17 protein-coding genes, 2 tRNA genes and 1 pseudogene are annotated in these 15,733 nt (G+C 68.7%); 9 read left to right on the forward strand and 11 right to left on the reverse strand.

Features of this window, described 5'->3' with window-relative positions; translation table 11 throughout:
- Nucleotides 1-657 (forward strand): LysR substrate-binding domain-containing protein (locus tag SACSA_RS21335; RefSeq protein ID WP_048876385.1); only part of this gene is annotated, 657 nt, incomplete at its 5' end.
- A gap of 126 nt (nt 658-783) precedes the next feature.
- On the opposite strand, the gene SACSA_RS0103745 is transcribed toward SACSA_RS21335, so the two are convergent.
- Nucleotides 784-1,608, reverse strand: coding sequence for an aldo/keto reductase (locus tag SACSA_RS0103745; RefSeq protein WP_019813630.1), 825 nt, complete (start codon nt 1,606-1,608; stop codon nt 784-786).
- Between the two features lie 419 nt (nt 1,609-2,027).
- On the opposite strand from SACSA_RS0103745, the gene SACSA_RS0103750 reads away from it, so the two are divergent.
- On the forward strand, nt 2,028-4,382 hold the full coding sequence (locus SACSA_RS0103750) for an arylsulfatase (RefSeq protein WP_019813631.1): 2,355 nt from the start codon (nt 2,028-2,030) through the stop codon (nt 4,380-4,382).
- 109 nt (nt 4,383-4,491) lie between these two features.
- Nucleotides 4,492-5,424, forward strand: coding sequence for a formylglycine-generating enzyme family protein (locus SACSA_RS0103755; protein WP_157596593.1), 933 nt, complete (start codon nt 4,492-4,494; stop codon nt 5,422-5,424).
- A 27-nt stretch (nt 5,425-5,451) separates the two neighbouring features.
- Here SACSA_RS0103755 and SACSA_RS24115 read toward each other — a convergent pair whose 3' ends face one another.
- The 4 genes from SACSA_RS24115 to SACSA_RS0103775 all read right to left on the reverse strand — a co-directional run bounded on the left by SACSA_RS24115 (nt 5,452) and on the right by SACSA_RS0103775 (nt 9,146).
- Complete coding sequence (locus SACSA_RS24115; protein ID WP_019813633.1) at nt 5,452-5,784, reverse strand: YidH family protein; 333 nt, start codon at nt 5,782-5,784, stop codon at nt 5,452-5,454.
- A gap of 3 nt (nt 5,785-5,787) precedes the next feature.
- Nucleotides 5,788-6,180, reverse strand: coding sequence for a YidH family protein (locus tag SACSA_RS0103765; protein ID WP_019813634.1), 393 nt, complete (start codon nt 6,178-6,180; stop codon nt 5,788-5,790).
- Nucleotides 6,181-6,324: 144 nt separating this feature from the next.
- Nucleotides 6,325-7,974, reverse strand: coding sequence for a BCCT family transporter (locus SACSA_RS0103770; RefSeq protein ID WP_083940135.1), 1,650 nt, complete (start codon nt 7,972-7,974; stop codon nt 6,325-6,327).
- A 257-nt stretch (nt 7,975-8,231) separates the two neighbouring features.
- Nucleotides 8,232-9,146: a LysR family transcriptional regulator gene (locus SACSA_RS0103775; RefSeq protein ID WP_019813636.1), complete on the reverse strand. Its 915-nt coding sequence runs from the start codon at nt 9,144-9,146 to the stop codon at nt 8,232-8,234.
- Between the two features lie 407 nt (nt 9,147-9,553).
- Here SACSA_RS0103775 and SACSA_RS0103780 point away from each other — a divergent pair, with 407 nt between their 5' ends.
- The 5 genes from SACSA_RS0103780 to SACSA_RS25055 all read left to right on the forward strand — a co-directional run bounded on the left by SACSA_RS0103780 (nt 9,554) and on the right by SACSA_RS25055 (nt 13,089).
- Nucleotides 9,554-9,892, forward strand: a complete 339-nt coding sequence (locus SACSA_RS0103780) for a hypothetical protein (protein ID WP_019813638.1) — start codon at nt 9,554-9,556, stop codon at nt 9,890-9,892.
- Between the two features lie 152 nt (nt 9,893-10,044).
- Nucleotides 10,045-11,190 (forward strand): FAD-dependent monooxygenase, encoded by a 1,146-nt coding sequence (locus SACSA_RS0103785; RefSeq protein ID WP_019813640.1) that lies wholly within the window; start codon nt 10,045-10,047, stop codon nt 11,188-11,190.
- Nucleotides 11,191-11,420: 230 nt separating this feature from the next.
- Nucleotides 11,421-11,891, forward strand: a complete 471-nt coding sequence (locus tag SACSA_RS0103790) for an RICIN domain-containing protein (RefSeq protein WP_028661514.1) — start codon at nt 11,421-11,423, stop codon at nt 11,889-11,891.
- 266 nt (nt 11,892-12,157) lie between these two features.
- Nucleotides 12,158-12,892, forward strand: a complete 735-nt coding sequence (locus tag SACSA_RS0103795) for a GNAT family N-acetyltransferase (protein WP_232212822.1) — start codon at nt 12,158-12,160, stop codon at nt 12,890-12,892.
- A gap of 56 nt (nt 12,893-12,948) precedes the next feature.
- A complete protein-coding gene (locus tag SACSA_RS25055) occupies nt 12,949-13,089 on the forward strand; it encodes a hypothetical protein (RefSeq protein WP_157596594.1) in 141 nt (46 codons plus the stop codon).
- Nucleotides 13,090-13,284: 195 nt separating this feature from the next.
- On the opposite strand, the gene SACSA_RS0103800 is transcribed toward SACSA_RS25055, so the two are convergent.
- Nucleotides 13,285-13,357: transfer RNA gene (locus SACSA_RS0103800), tRNA-Ala, on the reverse strand.
- A gap of 32 nt (nt 13,358-13,389) precedes the next feature.
- Nucleotides 13,390-13,581: a DLW-39 family protein gene (locus tag SACSA_RS0103805; RefSeq protein ID WP_019813644.1), complete on the reverse strand. Its 192-nt coding sequence runs from the start codon at nt 13,579-13,581 to the stop codon at nt 13,390-13,392.
- 129 nt (nt 13,582-13,710) lie between these two features.
- Here SACSA_RS0103805 and SACSA_RS0103810 point away from each other — a divergent pair, with 129 nt between their 5' ends.
- On the forward strand, nt 13,711-13,944 hold the full coding sequence (locus SACSA_RS0103810; protein ID WP_019813646.1) for a CsbD family protein: 234 nt from the start codon (nt 13,711-13,713) through the stop codon (nt 13,942-13,944).
- Nucleotides 13,945-14,077: 133 nt separating this feature from the next.
- Here the strand turns inward: SACSA_RS0103810 and SACSA_RS0103815 are convergent, their stop codons facing one another.
- From SACSA_RS0103815 to SACSA_RS26585, 4 genes and pseudogenes are all read right to left on the reverse strand, one after another.
- Nucleotides 14,078-14,494 (reverse strand): hypothetical protein, encoded by a 417-nt coding sequence (locus tag SACSA_RS0103815; RefSeq protein ID WP_019813647.1) that lies wholly within the window; start codon nt 14,492-14,494, stop codon nt 14,078-14,080.
- Nucleotides 14,495-14,777: 283 nt separating this feature from the next.
- Nucleotides 14,778-14,851 (reverse strand) — tRNA-Ile (locus tag SACSA_RS0103820).
- A gap of 51 nt (nt 14,852-14,902) precedes the next feature.
- On the reverse strand, nt 14,903-15,502 hold the full coding sequence (locus SACSA_RS21345) for a DUF3566 domain-containing protein (RefSeq protein WP_157596599.1): 600 nt from the start codon (nt 15,500-15,502) through the stop codon (nt 14,903-14,905).
- Nucleotides 15,486-15,733 (reverse strand): annotated as a pseudogene (locus SACSA_RS26585) (ABC transporter ATP-binding protein); the annotation flags it as partial. The gene SACSA_RS21345 and the pseudogene SACSA_RS26585, both read right to left, overlap by 17 nt.

The raw sequence follows: 15,733 nt of genomic DNA on the forward strand, positions 1-15,733 counted from the left end.
GCCGCCGCGGAGGTCGCGGCGGCCGTCGGCGAGGTACGCGGACGGCTCGCGGTCGGAGTGATCCCCACCGTCGCCGCCGTCGACGTCCCCGCCGCGCTGCACGACTTCCGCGCGCGGTATCCGCACGTGCGGATCGGCCTGCGCGTCGGCACCAGCGAGGAACTGGTGGACCAGGTCAAACGGGGCGTGCTCGACGTGGGCTTTCTCGGGCTGCCCGCCACCGACACTCCCACCGGAGTCGGCGTCCACGAGCTGGCACGGGACCGGCTCGTCGCCGTGGTGGCACCGGAGCACCCGCTGGCCGAGGCGGACAGCGTCGATCTGCGCGGGCTCGCCTCCGAGCTGTTCGTCGACTTCCCTGCCAACACCGCAGGGCGTGCGCAGTCCGACCAGGCGTTCGCCGCCGCGCGGCTGGACCGTGACGTGGCCTTCGAGGTGAGCACGGCCGACCTGATGGCACGGCTCATCCAGCAGGGCCTCGGCGTCGGCCTGCTGCCCGCCGCCTACACGCCGCGGCTCTCCGGCGTGGTCACCGTCCCGGTCACCGACGCGCCCGGGCGGGTGGAGTACCTGGTCTGGAACCGCGCGGACCGCACTCCGGCCGCGACCGCCTTCCTCACCGGTCTCGCGCTGGAACCCGGCCCAATGCCCGGGTGAATCGGGCGCAAGCGCGCTGCCCTCGCCGTCGCGCGTGGTGCGGTGCGCGTCGCCGTCAGGCGCACCGACCGCGTCGGCGGCGTCCGCCACCACCCGAACCGCGACGGCGGGTGCGGACAGCCGTGGTCAGCTCGGGTCGTTCGGGTGCCGACCGGTGCGCCCGTTCGCGTCCAGCCCGCCGATGGCCGCGAGGTCGTCGGCGTCGAGGGCGAAGTCGGCGACCGCGAAATTCTCGCTGATCCGGGACGGCGTCACCGACTTCGGGATCACGACGTTGCCGATGTCGAGGTGCCAGCGCAGGATGACCTGCCCCGGCGTGCGGCCGTGCTTGGCGGCGATGCGGCCGATCGTCTCGTCGTCGGTCAGCCGTCCCCGGGCCAACGGCGCCCACGCCTCCGTGACCACGCCCAGCTCCGCGTGCGCCTCGCGCAGGCGGCGCTGCTGCAACAGCGGATGGAGTTCGACCTGGTTGATCGAGGGCACCTCGCCGGTCTCGTCGGCCAGCCGCCGCAGGTGTTCCGGCTCGAAGTTGGACACGCCGACCGCGCGCACCCGGCCCTCCTCCCGCAGCCGCAGCAGCGCCCGCCAGGTGTCCACGTAGAGGTCCCGCTCCGGAACCGGCCAGTGGATGAGGTAGAGGTCCACGACACCGAGGTCCAGCTCGGCGGCGCTGCGGTCGAAGGCACGCAGGGCGGCGTCGTAACCGTGCGCGTCGTTCCAGAGTTTCGTGGTGACGAACACGTCCTCGCGCGGCACATCACTGCCCCGGACCGCCTCGCCGACCTCGCGTTCGTTGCCGTACAGGGTGGCGGTGTCGATCGAGCGGTACCCGGCGCCCAGGGCGTAGGTGACCACCTCGACCGCCTGCTCCGGCGACACCTTGTACACGCCCAGCCCGAGCTGGGGCATCGTCACCGAGTCGGACAGCGTGACCAGCGGCGTAGTGCTCATACCCGCATTGTCTCCGGCCGGGGCCGGGGCCGTCGCGGCGGAGGCGCGCAGTGGAGAGATTCCGCACGGCCCGCCGGACGCCCCGGCGGTGGTTTACGGCGGCACCGCACCGGGGGAATCACCGCGATCACGGGGAACAACAGGCGGGCGAACTCGGACGACGCCCCCGCGGGACCATTCCAATCAAACGGACGCCATCATCGCGGCGAACTCCAGGACAAGGAGCCAAAGAGAGCGTTTATCGGCGCCGTTCGAAATCCGTCTAGGTCGGCACCGCCACACGCGTTGAATGGGTTCGGTAGTCGTGCGAAGCTACGTTCGCGGCGGACAGGAAATCGGATTGCGCGCCTGCCGCCCTGATGCTCCAGCAGAAAGATTTCGAGACGGCTCCAACCCGGACATTCGAGGAGAACAGAGAAGTGCGGAACCCGCTCCCATCCCGTGAGCGGCTGCCGATCCCGGATCCGCAGCAGCCGTCGGCGACGGCGCTCGACGCGCGCGATCAGAACCCGGCGTTCGAGCCGCGGCAGCCGCTGCGCCCGCCGCAGGGCGCCCCGAACGTGGTCGTGGTGCTCATCGACGACATGGGCTTCGGCGCGCCGAGCGCGTTCGGCGGTCCCTGCCACATGCCCACGGCCGACCGGCTGGCCGACGGCGGTCTGCGCTACAACCGGTTCCACGTCACCGCGATCTGCTCGCCGACCCGGCAGTCGCTGCTCACCGGTCGCAACCACCACTCGGTCGGCATGGGCGTGACCACCGAGATGTCCAGCGCCGCTCCCGGTTACTGCGGCATCCGGCCGCGGAGCGCCGCCACCATCGGTCAGATCCTGCAGGGCAACGGCTACAACACCGCGGCCTTCGGCAAGTGGCACCAGACCCCCGCTCGGGACGTCAGCGCGGCCGGGCCGTTCGACCGCTGGCCCACCGGCGAGGGCTTCGACAAGTTCTACGGCTTCCTGTGCGCCGAGATGAACCACTGGTACCCGGTGCTGTTCGACGGCACCAACCCGGTGGAGCCGGACCGCAAGCCCGAGGACGGCTACCACCTGTCCGAGGACATGGTGGACAAGGCCATCGACTGGGTGCGCGACCAGACCGCGCTCAAGCCGGACAACCCCTTCTTCGTCTACATGCCCTTCGGCGCCACCCACGCGCCGTACCATGTGCCCCAGGAGTACCGGGAGCGCTACCGGGGCACGTTCGACCACGGCTGGGACCGCCAGCGCGAGATCACCCTGCGGAGGCAGAAGGAGCTCGGCGTGGTCCCGCAGGACGCCGAGCTGGCCCCGTGGGCCGAGGGCGTGCCGCACTGGGACGAGCTCTCCGAGGAGGAGAAGCGTTCCGCGGCCTCGCTGATGGAGCTCTACGCGGGCTTCGCCGAGCACACCGACGACCAGGTCGGCCGGTTCGTCGACGCCCTCGACGAGATGGGCGAGCTGGACAACACCCTGTTCGTCTACATCCTGGGCGACAACGGCGCCTCCGCCGAGGGCGGTCTGGGCGGCACGCTCAACGAGCACCGCTTCGCCTCCGGCATCCCGGACAGCGCCGAGATGATCAACCAACACGACGAGGCGCTGGGCGACGCCACCACGCACGCGCACTACCCGGTGGGCTGGGCACTGGCGATGAACACGCCGTTCCAGTGGACCAAGCAGGTCGCCTCGCACTTCGGCGGCACCCGCGACGGCATGATCGTGCACTGGCCGAACGGAATTCACGAGAGCGGCGGGCTGCGCGAGCAGTTCCACCACGTGATCGACGTGCTGCCGACCGTGCTGGAAGCCGCCGGGTTGCCGCACCCGAGCGAGGTCAACGGCATCGCGCAGCAGCCCATCGAGGGCACCAGCATGCTCTACAGCTTCAACGAGGCCCAGGCGCCCGACCAGCACCGCGTGCAGTACTTCGAGATGGTCGGCAACCGAGGCATCTACCAGGACGGCTGGATGGCGGTCACCCGCCACGGCACGCCCTGGGAGATGGTCCAAGACGGCAAGCGCCGTTCCTTCGACGACGACACGTGGGAGCTCTACGACACCAACGTCGACTGGACCCAGGCGCGCGACATCTCCGCGCAGCGCCCGGACAAACTGCGTGAGTTGCAGCAGCTCTTTTTGGTCGAGGCCGCCAAGCACAACGTGTTCCCGCTGGACGACCGGATGACCGAGCGGGAGAACCCCCGCGAGGCCGGGCGTCTGGACCTGATGGGCGACCGCAGGTCGGTGCGCTTTCACGGCAACGCCACACGGCTCACCGAGGAGACCGCGCCCAACGTCAAGAACCGCTCGCACACCCTGACCGCGCAGGTCGAGGTGCCCGAGGGCGGCGCCGACGGTGTGCTGGTGGCCCAGGGCGGGAGGTTCGGCGGCTGGTCGCTGTACCTGCACGAGGGCAGGCCCGCCTACGCCTACAACGAGATGGGCATCAAGGTCGACACCGTCCGCGCCTCCGAGCCGCTGTCCGCCGGCGAGCACGAGGTCCGGCTGCGGTTCGACTACGACGGCGGCGGCGTCGGCAAGGGCGGCACCGCCACCCTGCACGTCGACGGCGTCGAGTCGGGATCGGTCCGGGTGGACCAGACGATCCCGTACTACTTCGCCTTCGACGAGACCTTCGACATCGGCTGCGACCGGGCCAGCCCGGTCACCGACGACTACCTGCCGGTGGACAACGCCTTCACCGGCAGGCTCAAGCAGGTCCGGGTCGACCTCGACGACGACCAGTGGTCCGACGCGGAGGCCCAAGAGGCCTTCCGCACCGCGCACGAGTGAGTCACCGCACCCGCGGACTCGGCCCGCATCCGCGCGCGAGGTAGCGGGGCCGGGTTCCTGCCCTCGCCAGGCCCCCGGCCCCGTCACACCCGACTTCCGAAGGCCAGCCATGACTGAGAAACCACGCTGCTGCGCACCGTCCGCGGGCCGGCCGAGCACGTCCTCCTCCGCGCCACTCGGTACGGAGGGAAACACCCGCGGCATGGTGCTACTCGACGTCGACGAATTCCTGATGGGCACCGACGATTCCCGGGCCTACGCCGAAGACGGCGAAGGCCCGATTCGGCCGGTCCGGCTCGACTCGTTCTGGATCAGCCGCACCGCGGTGTCCAATCGCGAGTTCGCCGAGTTCGTCTCCGCAACCGGCTATCGCACCGAAGCCGAGCGGTGGGGCTGGTCGTTCGTCTTCGCCGGACTGCTGCCCGACGACTTCCCGCCCACCCGAGGAGTCACCACGGCCCCGTGGTGGCGCCAGGTCGAGGGAGCTGACTGGCAGCACCCCGAAGGTCCGCAATCCGATGTGTCGCGACTCCAGGATCATCCTGTCGTGCATGTCTCGTGGGCCGACGCGCAGGCGTATTGCGCCTGGTCAGGACTGCGTCTGCCGACGGAAGCCGAATGGGAGTACGCCGCCAGGGGAGGTTTGAGCGGGTGCGCGTTCCCGTGGGGCGACGAGCTCGAACCCGCCGGCAACCATCTGATGAACGTCTGGCAAGGGTCCTTCCCGCAGCACAACACCCGCGCGGACGGGTGGTACGGCACGTGCCCCGTCACCGAGTACCCGCCCAACGGATTCGGCTTGCACAACACCACCGGCAACGTCTGGGAGTGGTGCGCGGACTGGTTCCACCCCACGTTCCACACCCGCGACCGCCGGACGAATCCGCGGGGACCACAGCGCGGAACGCACCGCAGTGCCCGCGGCGGCTCGTACCTCTGCCACGAGTCCTACTGCCGCCGCTACCGCGTCTCCGCCCGGCAGGGACTCACCCCGGACACCTCCACCGGCAACGTCGGGTTCCGCTGCGCCCGCACCGCCTGACCATCAGCGTGCTCCGGTCCGACATCATCAAGGCCGGGGCACGAGCACGGCGTAGCCGATAGCCATACAGCCCGCGGCGCAGGCGAGGACGGTGAAACCCGCGGGAAGTACTCCGTCGGGCAACGGAGCCTGGGCTCGCAGGTTGCGCTCACCGCATCGGTAGCGACGCCAGGCGCGCCAGGAGAGAAACGTCGCGAGGGGGACGAAGCCCACCGCGACTACGATCGCGGTACCGGGTTCGTGGTATGCCAGAATTCTGATGGCGATGGCGATACCGACCAGGATGGCCAGCGCGGTGCGCAGCCATGCCAGAGAAGTGCGCTCGATTTGCAAGCCAGGGTCCCACGGTTCGTCATACACGTGTCACGCTCCACTGACGACGAGCAGGAAGCTCGCGGTGAGGCCGAACATGGCAAGGCCGTAGCCGAGGACAGGGCCGAGCCGGGGCGCGGGCAGGGGCTTACCAGCTCGCAGCGCGCGTTCGGTCGCGTACCAGCGCCGGAAAGCACAGGCGCTGCACACCACTCCCGTGCTGATCAAGCCGATCGCCAACGACGTCCACACTATGCCGGTCGTCGGCTCGATGTGGACGGCTAGGAGTGCGACTCCGGCTGCCATCAAGGACAAGGCTGTCCTCAACCAGGCGAGGAAGGTCCGTTCGTTGGCCAGCGTGAAACGAGGATCGGGTTCCGTCCCCGTCGCATACAGCTCGCGCGGCCAACGCCGAGGCCGCTCGGAGCAATCCGTCGCTGTCATGCGTACTCCTTCGATGTAGGCCAGCGAGCGAAGGTTCCAGGACACCGACCGGCGGCCACGCTGTTCGGTCGAGGCAGGTCGCGCCTGGCCAGGCCCACGAAGCCGTTCCGGCGCGAATGATCCTGACCTCGTGTCACAGCGGTCTCACGCACTACCGTCGGAGCGATCCGGCGCACCATCCGCTACCGCGCCGGGGGTACGGCGCACCAGCTCCGCATACTCGCCATCTTCGCCAGAGGTCTTCGACGCGAACCAGTCGTTCCATCGCGGGTCTTCTCCCTTGGAAGGGCCGTGCTCCTTTCGGAGGTGCTTGTAGAAGGCGATGCAAATGCCGACCAGGATGATCGCGAAAGGTGTCCCTGTCAGTACCGATGCCTTCTGAAGCCCGCCGAGTCCGCCGGTGACGAGCAGGACGGCGGCGACGCCGGCCAGCAGAACGCCCCAAAGGATTCGTACCCAGGTCTTGGGATTCGATAGTCCGCCGGTGGACAGTTCGCCCAGCACGACGGTGCCGGCGTCCGCGCCCGCGACGAAGAACACCCACAGCACCACCAATGTGATGATCGACAGGAGGAACGGAAGCGGGTATTCCTGGATGAACAGGAACATGCCGGCCGCCGGGCTCTGCTCGACGGTTTCGGCGATCGCGGAGGCCTCGCCGCTGCGGGCGAGCTGCAGGGCCGCTCCGCCGAACACGGCGATCCAGATCATGCTGACCACGCTGGGGAACAGCACGGTCGCCGCGACGAACTCGCGAATGGTGCGTCCACGGGAGATGCGTGCCATGAACAGCCCCACATACGGAGCCCAGGCGATCCACCAGGACCAGTAGAAGACCGTCCAGCTACCCATCCACTCGGCGTCGAAGCTGAACGCGTCGAGCCGGAAGCTCATCGGGACGAGGTTGGTCAGGTAATCGCCAGTGCCCTCGGTCAGGACGTTGAGCTGCGTGGCGGTCGGGCCGACGATGAAGTAGAACACGAACAGCAGCGGCGCGATCAGCATGCTGATGTTGGACAGCCACTTGATGCCGTGTTCGATTCTCGTCGTCGCCGAGGCCATGAACGCCAGGGTGGTCAGACCCAGCACGGCCAGCTGCACGAACACTGTGTTGGGCACGCCGAAGGTCTCGCCAAGTCCGGCTGTCATCTGGAGCCCGGCCTGGCCCAGAGCGACGGCGATGCCGAACACCACCGCCAGCACGGCCAGGGTGTCGATGGTCTTGCCCACCGGCCCGTCAACACGGTTCCCGAGAAGAGGGCGAAAAATGGCGCTGAGCAGTCCCCTTTCCCCTTTGCGATGGCTGAAGTAGGCCACGGCCAGGCCCGCGACGGCATAAATCGCCCACGGGTGCAATGCCCAGTGGAAGAAGGAGTACTGGATGGCCACCCCAGCGGCCTCGGATGTGCCGGGTTCGGCCAGACCGAAGGGCACGTTGACGTAGTGCGACAGCGGCTCGGCCAGGCCCCAGAAGATGATGGCGGGACCCATTCCGGCCTGGAACATCATGGCGAACCACGACGGGCGTCCGAAATCCGGCTTGTCGTCCTTCTTGCCCAGCTTGATTCTTCCATACCTACTGAAACCAAGGTAGATGACGAAAACCAGGAACAGGTTCGCCGCGAGCAGGAAGAACCAGCTCAGGTCCACCACGACCAAGTCGAGCAGTCGCGCGGTGACAGCGCCGAAACTCGCCGGCCACACCACGCCCCACAGGACGACCAGCGCGGAAAGCGCGATCGAGGTGACGAAAACGGCCTTTCCGGCCGCTGGGATATTTTTTGATGTATTCATAGCAAAGGATTACTCACCAAGTTGGAGGCGCTCACGGCTGCCTCGGCAGACGAGCTCCAGGTCAACGGTGACCCGACTCGACATCAATTCTTCGGCGGCACCGCACTGCTGATGGCACAGTGCGCGCTCGCCCGTACGATTCGTTGTGACTGTTTCAGAGGCTGCCATGCGGGTGTTCGTCGATCAACGCGCTGAACGTGGTCGACCTAGACGAATTTCGAGGGGCAGCGATAGAGAGTTTTTTTCGCTCGTGATGCTCAGGACCGCGCCGGGTCGCCGGAAGCCGCGTCGTCGGGCGCGCAGCGTCGCACGACGAGATCGACGAATGCCTGTGCCGCCGGGGAAAGCGGGCCCGGCGGGAAGACCAGGACCCCGTGGCGGGTCACGGGTGGATCGAGCGGGGCGATCACGGCGCCGAGAGCGGCGGCATCGCGAGCAAGACGGCCTGGCAACAACGTCGCTCCCGCCCCGGCAAGGACCAAGGGCACGATGGCGGCACGGTGGGTGACCTCCACTGCGATGCGCAAGGTCGCTCCGATGCTCGGCACGACCTCGTCCACGAAGCTACGACTCGTGGTTCCCGGGGGTGTCGTGACGATGTCGAGGGTGGCGAGCTCCCGCACCGACACCGGGACCGAATCCGAAAGCTCGGTCCCGGGTGGGAGCACGGCGAACACCTCCTGCTCCGGAAGGTGGAACGTCTCCACGCCGTCCGCCGCGATGTTCCGCTCGGTCAGCCCCAGTTCGCGATGACCGCGGCGGACCAGGTCGACGACGGCGGCAGCGTTCTCGGGGTCGCTGATGCTGAGCTCGACGCCGGGGTAGCGGTTACGGAACTCGCCGACGAACGCCGCCAGCGGATCGATCGCCAGAGTGGTCACGGCAACGATGTCCAGCCGGCCGGACATCAGCTCCGTCACGCGCCGTGCCTCGGTCTGCAGTTTCGAGAAGTCGCGGATGACTTCACGGGCCGGGGCCAGCAGAGCCTCTCCGGTAGAAGTCAGCACCACGCCCCGGCCGAGGCGACGGAAAAGCGTTGCGCCCAGTTCCTTTTCCAGCGCACGAATGCCGTACGACAACGACGGTTGGGAAACCCTCAAGGAGTTCGCGGCACTGGTGAAGCTCCCATGCGCCGCGACAGCGAGGAAGTATTCGACCTGCTTCCGCTCCATGCCTTCTTTCCTCGCCTTGTCCAGTGCTGCCTCTGGGTTTCTCAGACCTCGGCGACGAGATCAGTTGCTCGCTCCTGACGGCGCCCTCATCGGCCGACCTGGTACACGCCCAGCACGGGCCGAAGCGTCACCACCGAGCCGCACTGCGTGACCAGCGGCGTAGTACGCATACCCGCATTGTCTCCGGCCGAGACAGGGGCCGTCGCGGCGGAGTCGCACGGCCGAGAGATTGCGCACGGCGTGCCACCGCCCCCGGTGCCGGGTTTACCGCGTCGCCGAACCGGGGAATCACCGCGGTCCCGGGGAACTGACGCAACGGGCGAACTCGAAACCACGCTCGCGCGACCGCGGGCCGACCGGACAGCCGCCGCGGCACCGCGAGACCGTCTGAGAGAGAGGATCACCCGATGAGCACCGGCGACGCGCTGCCCTTGCCTGACTACGACGAACTGCCGATCACCACGCTCCAGCATCAGATCCGCGCGCTGTCGGCGGACGACATCGAACGGCTGATCGACCACGAGGAGCGACACGGCAACCGCACCCCCGTCCTCGAACTGCTGCGGACCCGGCGACAGCAGCTCGCCGAGGGCGCCGAGCCCTCCGGCGGGGACCAGTGGGACGGCACCGGCAAGCCGGCCGACACCCGGCATGGCTCGTCGGCGTCGCCGGACAGCGCCGCCCCTCCGAGCGGCCCGCTCCGCCACGGGGTCGCCGGGCACACGCCCGAACGCGACCGGCCGTAATCGCGACGGGGATCGAGGAGCGGCCTCTCCCATCGGCTCACGACGACCACCCGCACGTGCCGCTCGGTTGTCGGGCAGCCGAGCAAGCGAGCAGCGCGGCCAGCGCGCACGACGGCGCCTACGATGCTTTACAACCGTAGAGAGGGCGCCTCATGGGCAAGGCGATCGTGATCGGGGGCGGGATCGGCGGGCTCTCGGCGGCGCTCGGCCTGCGCGCGGCGGGGTGGCGGGTGACGGTGCTCGAACGGGCGACCAAGTTCACGGCCCTGGGCGCGGGCATCACCGTGTGGCCGAACGCGCTGCGCGCGCTGGAGGAACTGGGCCTCGGCGATCGCCTGCGCCCGCTGCTCACGGCGCGGGCGAGCGGCGCGCTGCGCGACCACGAGGGCCGCGAACTCGCCCGGTTCGACGGTGCCGCCTTCGAACGCCGGTTCGGCAAACCGCTCATCGGCCTGCACCGGGCTCAGCTGATCGACCTGCTCCGGGACGCGCTGCCGCGCGAGTGCCTGCGCACGGGAGTGGAGGTCACCTCGGTGACGTCCGAGGGCGGGATCGTGTCCGGGGACGGCGTCCGCGAGCACGCCGACCTCGTCGTGGCCGCCGACGGCATCGACAGTCGTGCGCGCGCGGCACTGTGGCCCGCGCACGCCGCCACCGTCCACGCCGGGTTCACGGCGTTCCGCGCGGTCACCGACGCCGGGGACAGTCCGCCGCCGGGCGTGACGTGGGGGCCGGGGACGGAGTTCGGGGTCGTGCCGCTCGCGGACGACCGCCGCTACTGGTACGCCTCACTGGCGGCGGGCCCCGGTGTGCGGCCCGTCGATGTCAAGGCGTATCTGGGGCGCAGGCTGCGGGACTGGCCCGACGACGTCCGGAGACTCGTGGAGCACACCCCCGCGGCGGCGATCCTGCAGCACGACCTGCGTGTGCTGCGCCGCCCGCTGCCGTCCTACGTGTCGGGCCGGACCGTCCTGCTGGGCGACGCCGCGCACGCCATGACGCCGTTTCTCGGCCAGGGTGGCTGCCAGGCGATCGAGGACGCCGTCGTGCTCGCCGCGGCACTCGCGCGGAACCACGACATGGAGCAGGCACTCGCCCGTTACGACACCGAACGCGGGCCGCGCACGCGGAAGGTGGTCCGGGCGTCGGCGTTCGCGGGTGCCGTGGGCAACCGGCCGCGTCACCCGCTGGTCATCGCCGCGCGTAACGCCGTGCTCCGCGCGCTGCCGCGGTCGGCCTCGATCCGCCGGATGGCCTTCACCGCGGACTGGACGCCACCGAGGATCGCGGGCGGCTAACCGACACCACCGACGACCCGGGACTCCGAGGGGCCGCCCTCGGGCCCGGCGTGTCGTCCGCCCGCGCTGGCCGGAAGCACGCGTTCGTGTGAAGGAGTGTGCCCTCGGACCACTCGAAGTATTACACTCTGTGAACTCGTTAATCCATTGAGAGGATTGCTCACGGCAGGTGTTCACTCGTACTCTTTCGGCGCTTCACCCAGAGTGATAACGCGACGAAAGGGGATCACATGAGACGAGTGCTGCGGGGGTTGACGGCTGTGGTGTTCGCTGTCGTCTGCGCGGGCTTCCACACCACGACGGCGCAGGCGCAGGACGCGCCGTACGAGGTGCTGGAGAACCAGGCGCTGAAGACCATGTGCATCGACGACAGCAACGCGTACGGCCTGCGGATGGTCTCGTGCAACGGGATGGACTACCAGAAGTGGTACATCGACGCGTCCTGGCCCAACCCGTACACGGAGACGTTCTACCAGAACGTGGTTACCCACCGGTGCCTGGACGACAGTGACTACGGGCTCCGAGTGATCGCGTGCAACGGCACGGTCTGGCAGACCTGGGACCCGCACGAGTGGGGCGACGGCACCTGGCGGCTCCAGAACCGCGCGACCGGGCGTTGCCTGAGCACGGACCACTACGGGACCGTCGTCGCGCGCGGCTGCACCACGTCCGAGTGGCAGAGCTGGTACCGCCACTTCTGACACGCGAACTCCCGGGGCCGGCGGCTCGTCGAGTCTCCGGCCCCCGGGGTCGCGGCCCCAGAGAGCGGTTCGAGTCGCTCACGTCGGCGCCACCCGCAACAGGGAGTGTGGAAGTCCCTTGGTCATCCCTGTCGCGGCGTCCCGCACCGGCGGTGTGGGTTGCCGTCCCATCGGGAGGGGACAACCATGAAGTTCGGGGGCAGCACCGGTAGTGGAGGTGAACGATGCGGACCACCACTGGCTCTCAACGACCTACCGGCGCTGGTGTGTCGATCCACCCGCTTCGAGAGGAGCATCTGGACACCGCTAATCGGATCATGCGCACAGCCTTCGGCACCTTTCTCGGCATCCCGGAGCCGATCACCGTGTTCGGGGACGCGGAATACGTGCGGCCCCGATTCACTGCCGAACCGAGCTGGGCGTTCGTGGCGGAGCTCGACGATGAGGTCGTGGGCTCCAATTTCGTCACCAACTGGGGCAGCTTCGGGTACTTCGGACCCATCACGGTACGACCGGATCTGTGGGGGCAAGGAATCGCCAGCCACCTGATGCGACCCGTGATGGAGCTGTTCGACCGGTGGCAGGTACGCCAAGCTGGCCTGTTCACCTTCCCGCAGAGCCCGCGGCACATCGGGCTGTACCAGAAGTTCGGGTTCTGGCCGCAGTACTTGACGCCATTGATGGAAAAGCCGGTTTCCCCAGGCACCGGGAATCGCGGCTACTCGACGTACTCCGGAACGCCCGAAACCGAGCGCGGTGACATCGTGCGCGGATGTTTCGAAGTGACCGACGCTGTCTTCGACGGCCTCGACCTGACACACGAGATCAACGCGACCCAGGCCCAGGGCTCGGCGACACCGTGCTCCTGCATGACGACACGGAGTCCCTTGGGTTCGCCGTGTGCCACTGCGGCGCGGGCGAGGCCGGCTGTGGCACGTGCTTCATCAAGTTCGGAGCGGTGCGTCCGGTCCCGAACGCGCCCGAGCTCTTCGAACGGTTGATCGATGCCTGTGAGGATCTGGCGGGAAGACGAGGTCTCGAACGGATGGTCGCCGGGGTGAACGCCGCTCGCCACGACGCCTGCGCCCGGCTGCTCGCGCGCGGCTACCGGGTGTGGCTCAATGGTGTGATCATGCAGAGGCCGGACGCGCCCGGATACTGCAGGCCCGACGCCTACGTGATCGACGACCTCCGCTGACGGCGAGCACCCCCGGCGAGCCCGCCACACCATCTTCGGCCGTGGACTCCTGACGCGAGTCCCGGGGCGCGAAGTACGACGTCCTCGCTGATTTCCGCACCTACCTGAGCCTGACCGGCACCGAAACGACAGCTCTGTATAGGTGCGCTCGCAGCCATCCGCCCGCCCGGCTCGGCGAGCCCGGATCGAACCTTGTGGAGCTGAGGGGAATCGAACCCCTGACCTCCGCCTTGCAAAAGCGGCGCTCTACCGATTGAGCTACAGCCCCGGGCCGCGGGTCGATGATACCCGCGGGAAAGCTCAGTTCGTGCTCGTCGCGTCCGAGCTCGCCTTGGTCGGGGCGCTGCCGTTCTGAGACGCACCACCCATCGGGCGTTCGGTCGGCGCGGTGGCTTCACGCCACAGGTCGGCCTCCGCCTTGGCGTCCTTGTTGCGCTTGATCACGAAGAACACGCCGCCCGCGACAACCGCGAGTGCCAATAGCTTCTTCACGGTGAAGCCCTCCTCGACAACCTTCTGACCGTGCAGTCGTGATGCTACTGCACGAGGTTCCTCCCTGGTTTATCCGGTACGGCACTCGGGTAGCTCGGCGTTGTCAACCCCTGACGCAGGAGGGACCACATGGGCAACCGCGACGAGAGCCAGGAAGGCATCAAGGGCGCGGTCGAGGACCTCAAGGGCCGCGCGAAGGAAGCGTTCGGCACGGTGCTCGGCAACGACGAGATGGAGCGCGAGGGCGACGCCCAGCAGGAGAAGGGCCAGGCCCAGCAGGCCGCCGCGGAGAAGGAGGAGGAGGCCAAGCGCGCCGAGCGGCGTGCCTCCGATGCCGAGTCCCGCGAGCAGTCCCAGCAGTAGCAACCAGCAGGCGCACCGGTCGCTACCGAGTTCCGGCGCTGTCCCGAGCGGCGGTGGTTCCACGTGGAACAACTGTCCGCGCGTCGGCTTCTCGGCGCGGCGCGCATGCGGGGCCGAGACCGCGACGGGCGGCTCAACCCTGTACGGCGGGGACCGGTAAGCGCCCGAGCGACCACCCGGCCACCTCGGTCAACAGACCACGCCAGTGAACCCCGGGCTCAGGACCGAGGTGGCCGGACGGCTGCACCCACTGGCTGTCCCGCAGGTGCACGTAGGTCACCTCACCGTGCACCTCACCCCGGTTCTGCGCGGCACGCATCTTGTAGATGCCCGCCTGCTCCCGGTACACGTTCGCCACGTGGTAGGCCGCCTCCGACCCCTCCAGCTCGACGAGGGTGGCCACCTCCTCCATCCAGCGCCGTGCGGTCACCAGATCTCCCGTGATGAGGCCACCGGACACGCTGAGCGTGACGCCCATGGCGAAGTCGTCCATCTGGTTCGCGGCATCGACGAACGCCTGGAGCAGAAAATCCGGACGGGCAGCGGACATCACTGGCCCCCTTCGTCACAGGGTGTCGTGTCCGTTTCCTACCCGCCCCACGACCGATCGAACGCGCACCGTGGCAGCGTCACGCCTGTGACGGACAGCCGTTCACGCCCGAGTCCCTCGAACACCCCGCGGCGGCCTCGCGGGCGACCGCCGTGCCCGTCCGGGCGGCGCGGTTACCGGGCGCGCCCCTCACGGTCCCGATCGGTACCTCGGCCCGCCCGGTCGGCCGGGCGGACACGAAAAAAGCCGGTTCCCGATGTGGGAACCGGCTTCCGCTCGTCCGTGGGCCCAGGAGGACTTGAACCTCCGACCTCTTCGTTATCAGCGAAGCGCTCTAACCGCCTGAGCTATGGGCCCGTAACGCTGAACAGCTTACCGCACGCCGATCAGCGTCTCGTCGCGGGGTGGTCACTCCCGCTCGGACAAGGTCACCTCAAGGCCGCCCGCCAGATCGGCGCACACGTTGTAGATGAACGCGCCGACGGTGCTCAACGCCGCGATCAGCACGATGTTCACCGCACCCACGATCGCGGAGAACCCGAAGACCGTCCCCGCGGTGATCAACTGGCCCTCGTCGGAGCCGTCGCTGGCCACCAGCGAGTCGTAGGTGCCGTTGATATTCTCCCACACGCCCATGCCGTCGAGCACCGTGTAGAGCACACCGACCGCGACCATCCAGACGAAGAACAGCGCCACACCCAGCACCAGCGCCAGCTTCAGCACCGACCACGGGTCGAACCGCTTGAGCTGGAGGTTCGCCCTCCTCGGCCCGCGCCCCGGCCTGCGCAGCGCGCTGATCGGCCGCGACCTCCCGTCAGGCTGGCCGCCTCGACCCGCCCGCGCGTCGGACTGACCACTGAACAACGTGCTCGCCGCACCCGACAACATGCCCGATCCGCCCGCCGCGGACGGGTCCTGCCCGCCCTGCACCTGGGTCGTCTGTGCCGCGGGCTGTGCCGGGTGCCCGGCGGGCGTCTGCCACGGCTGGTGAGGAGAGCTCGTGCGGATACGCCTTCGCCCGCTGCTCCGGGTTTCGGGATGTGCACCAGTTCGAGCAGTTCCACGGCCTGCTTGTGTGCGGCGTCCTTGCTGATGTCGTGGTGGGCCAGGATCGTCTCCGCGATCTGGGCACCGACGGTATAGACCGGGTTGAGCGAGGTCATCGGGTCCTGGAAGACCATCGAGATGTTCTTGCCCCGCACGGTGGACAGCTTCTTGTCGTCGGCGCCGAGCAGTTCG

Source organism: Saccharomonospora saliphila YIM 90502 (assembly GCF_000383795.1).
Taxonomy (GTDB): Bacteria; Actinomycetota; Actinomycetes; order Mycobacteriales; family Pseudonocardiaceae; genus Saccharomonospora; species Saccharomonospora saliphila.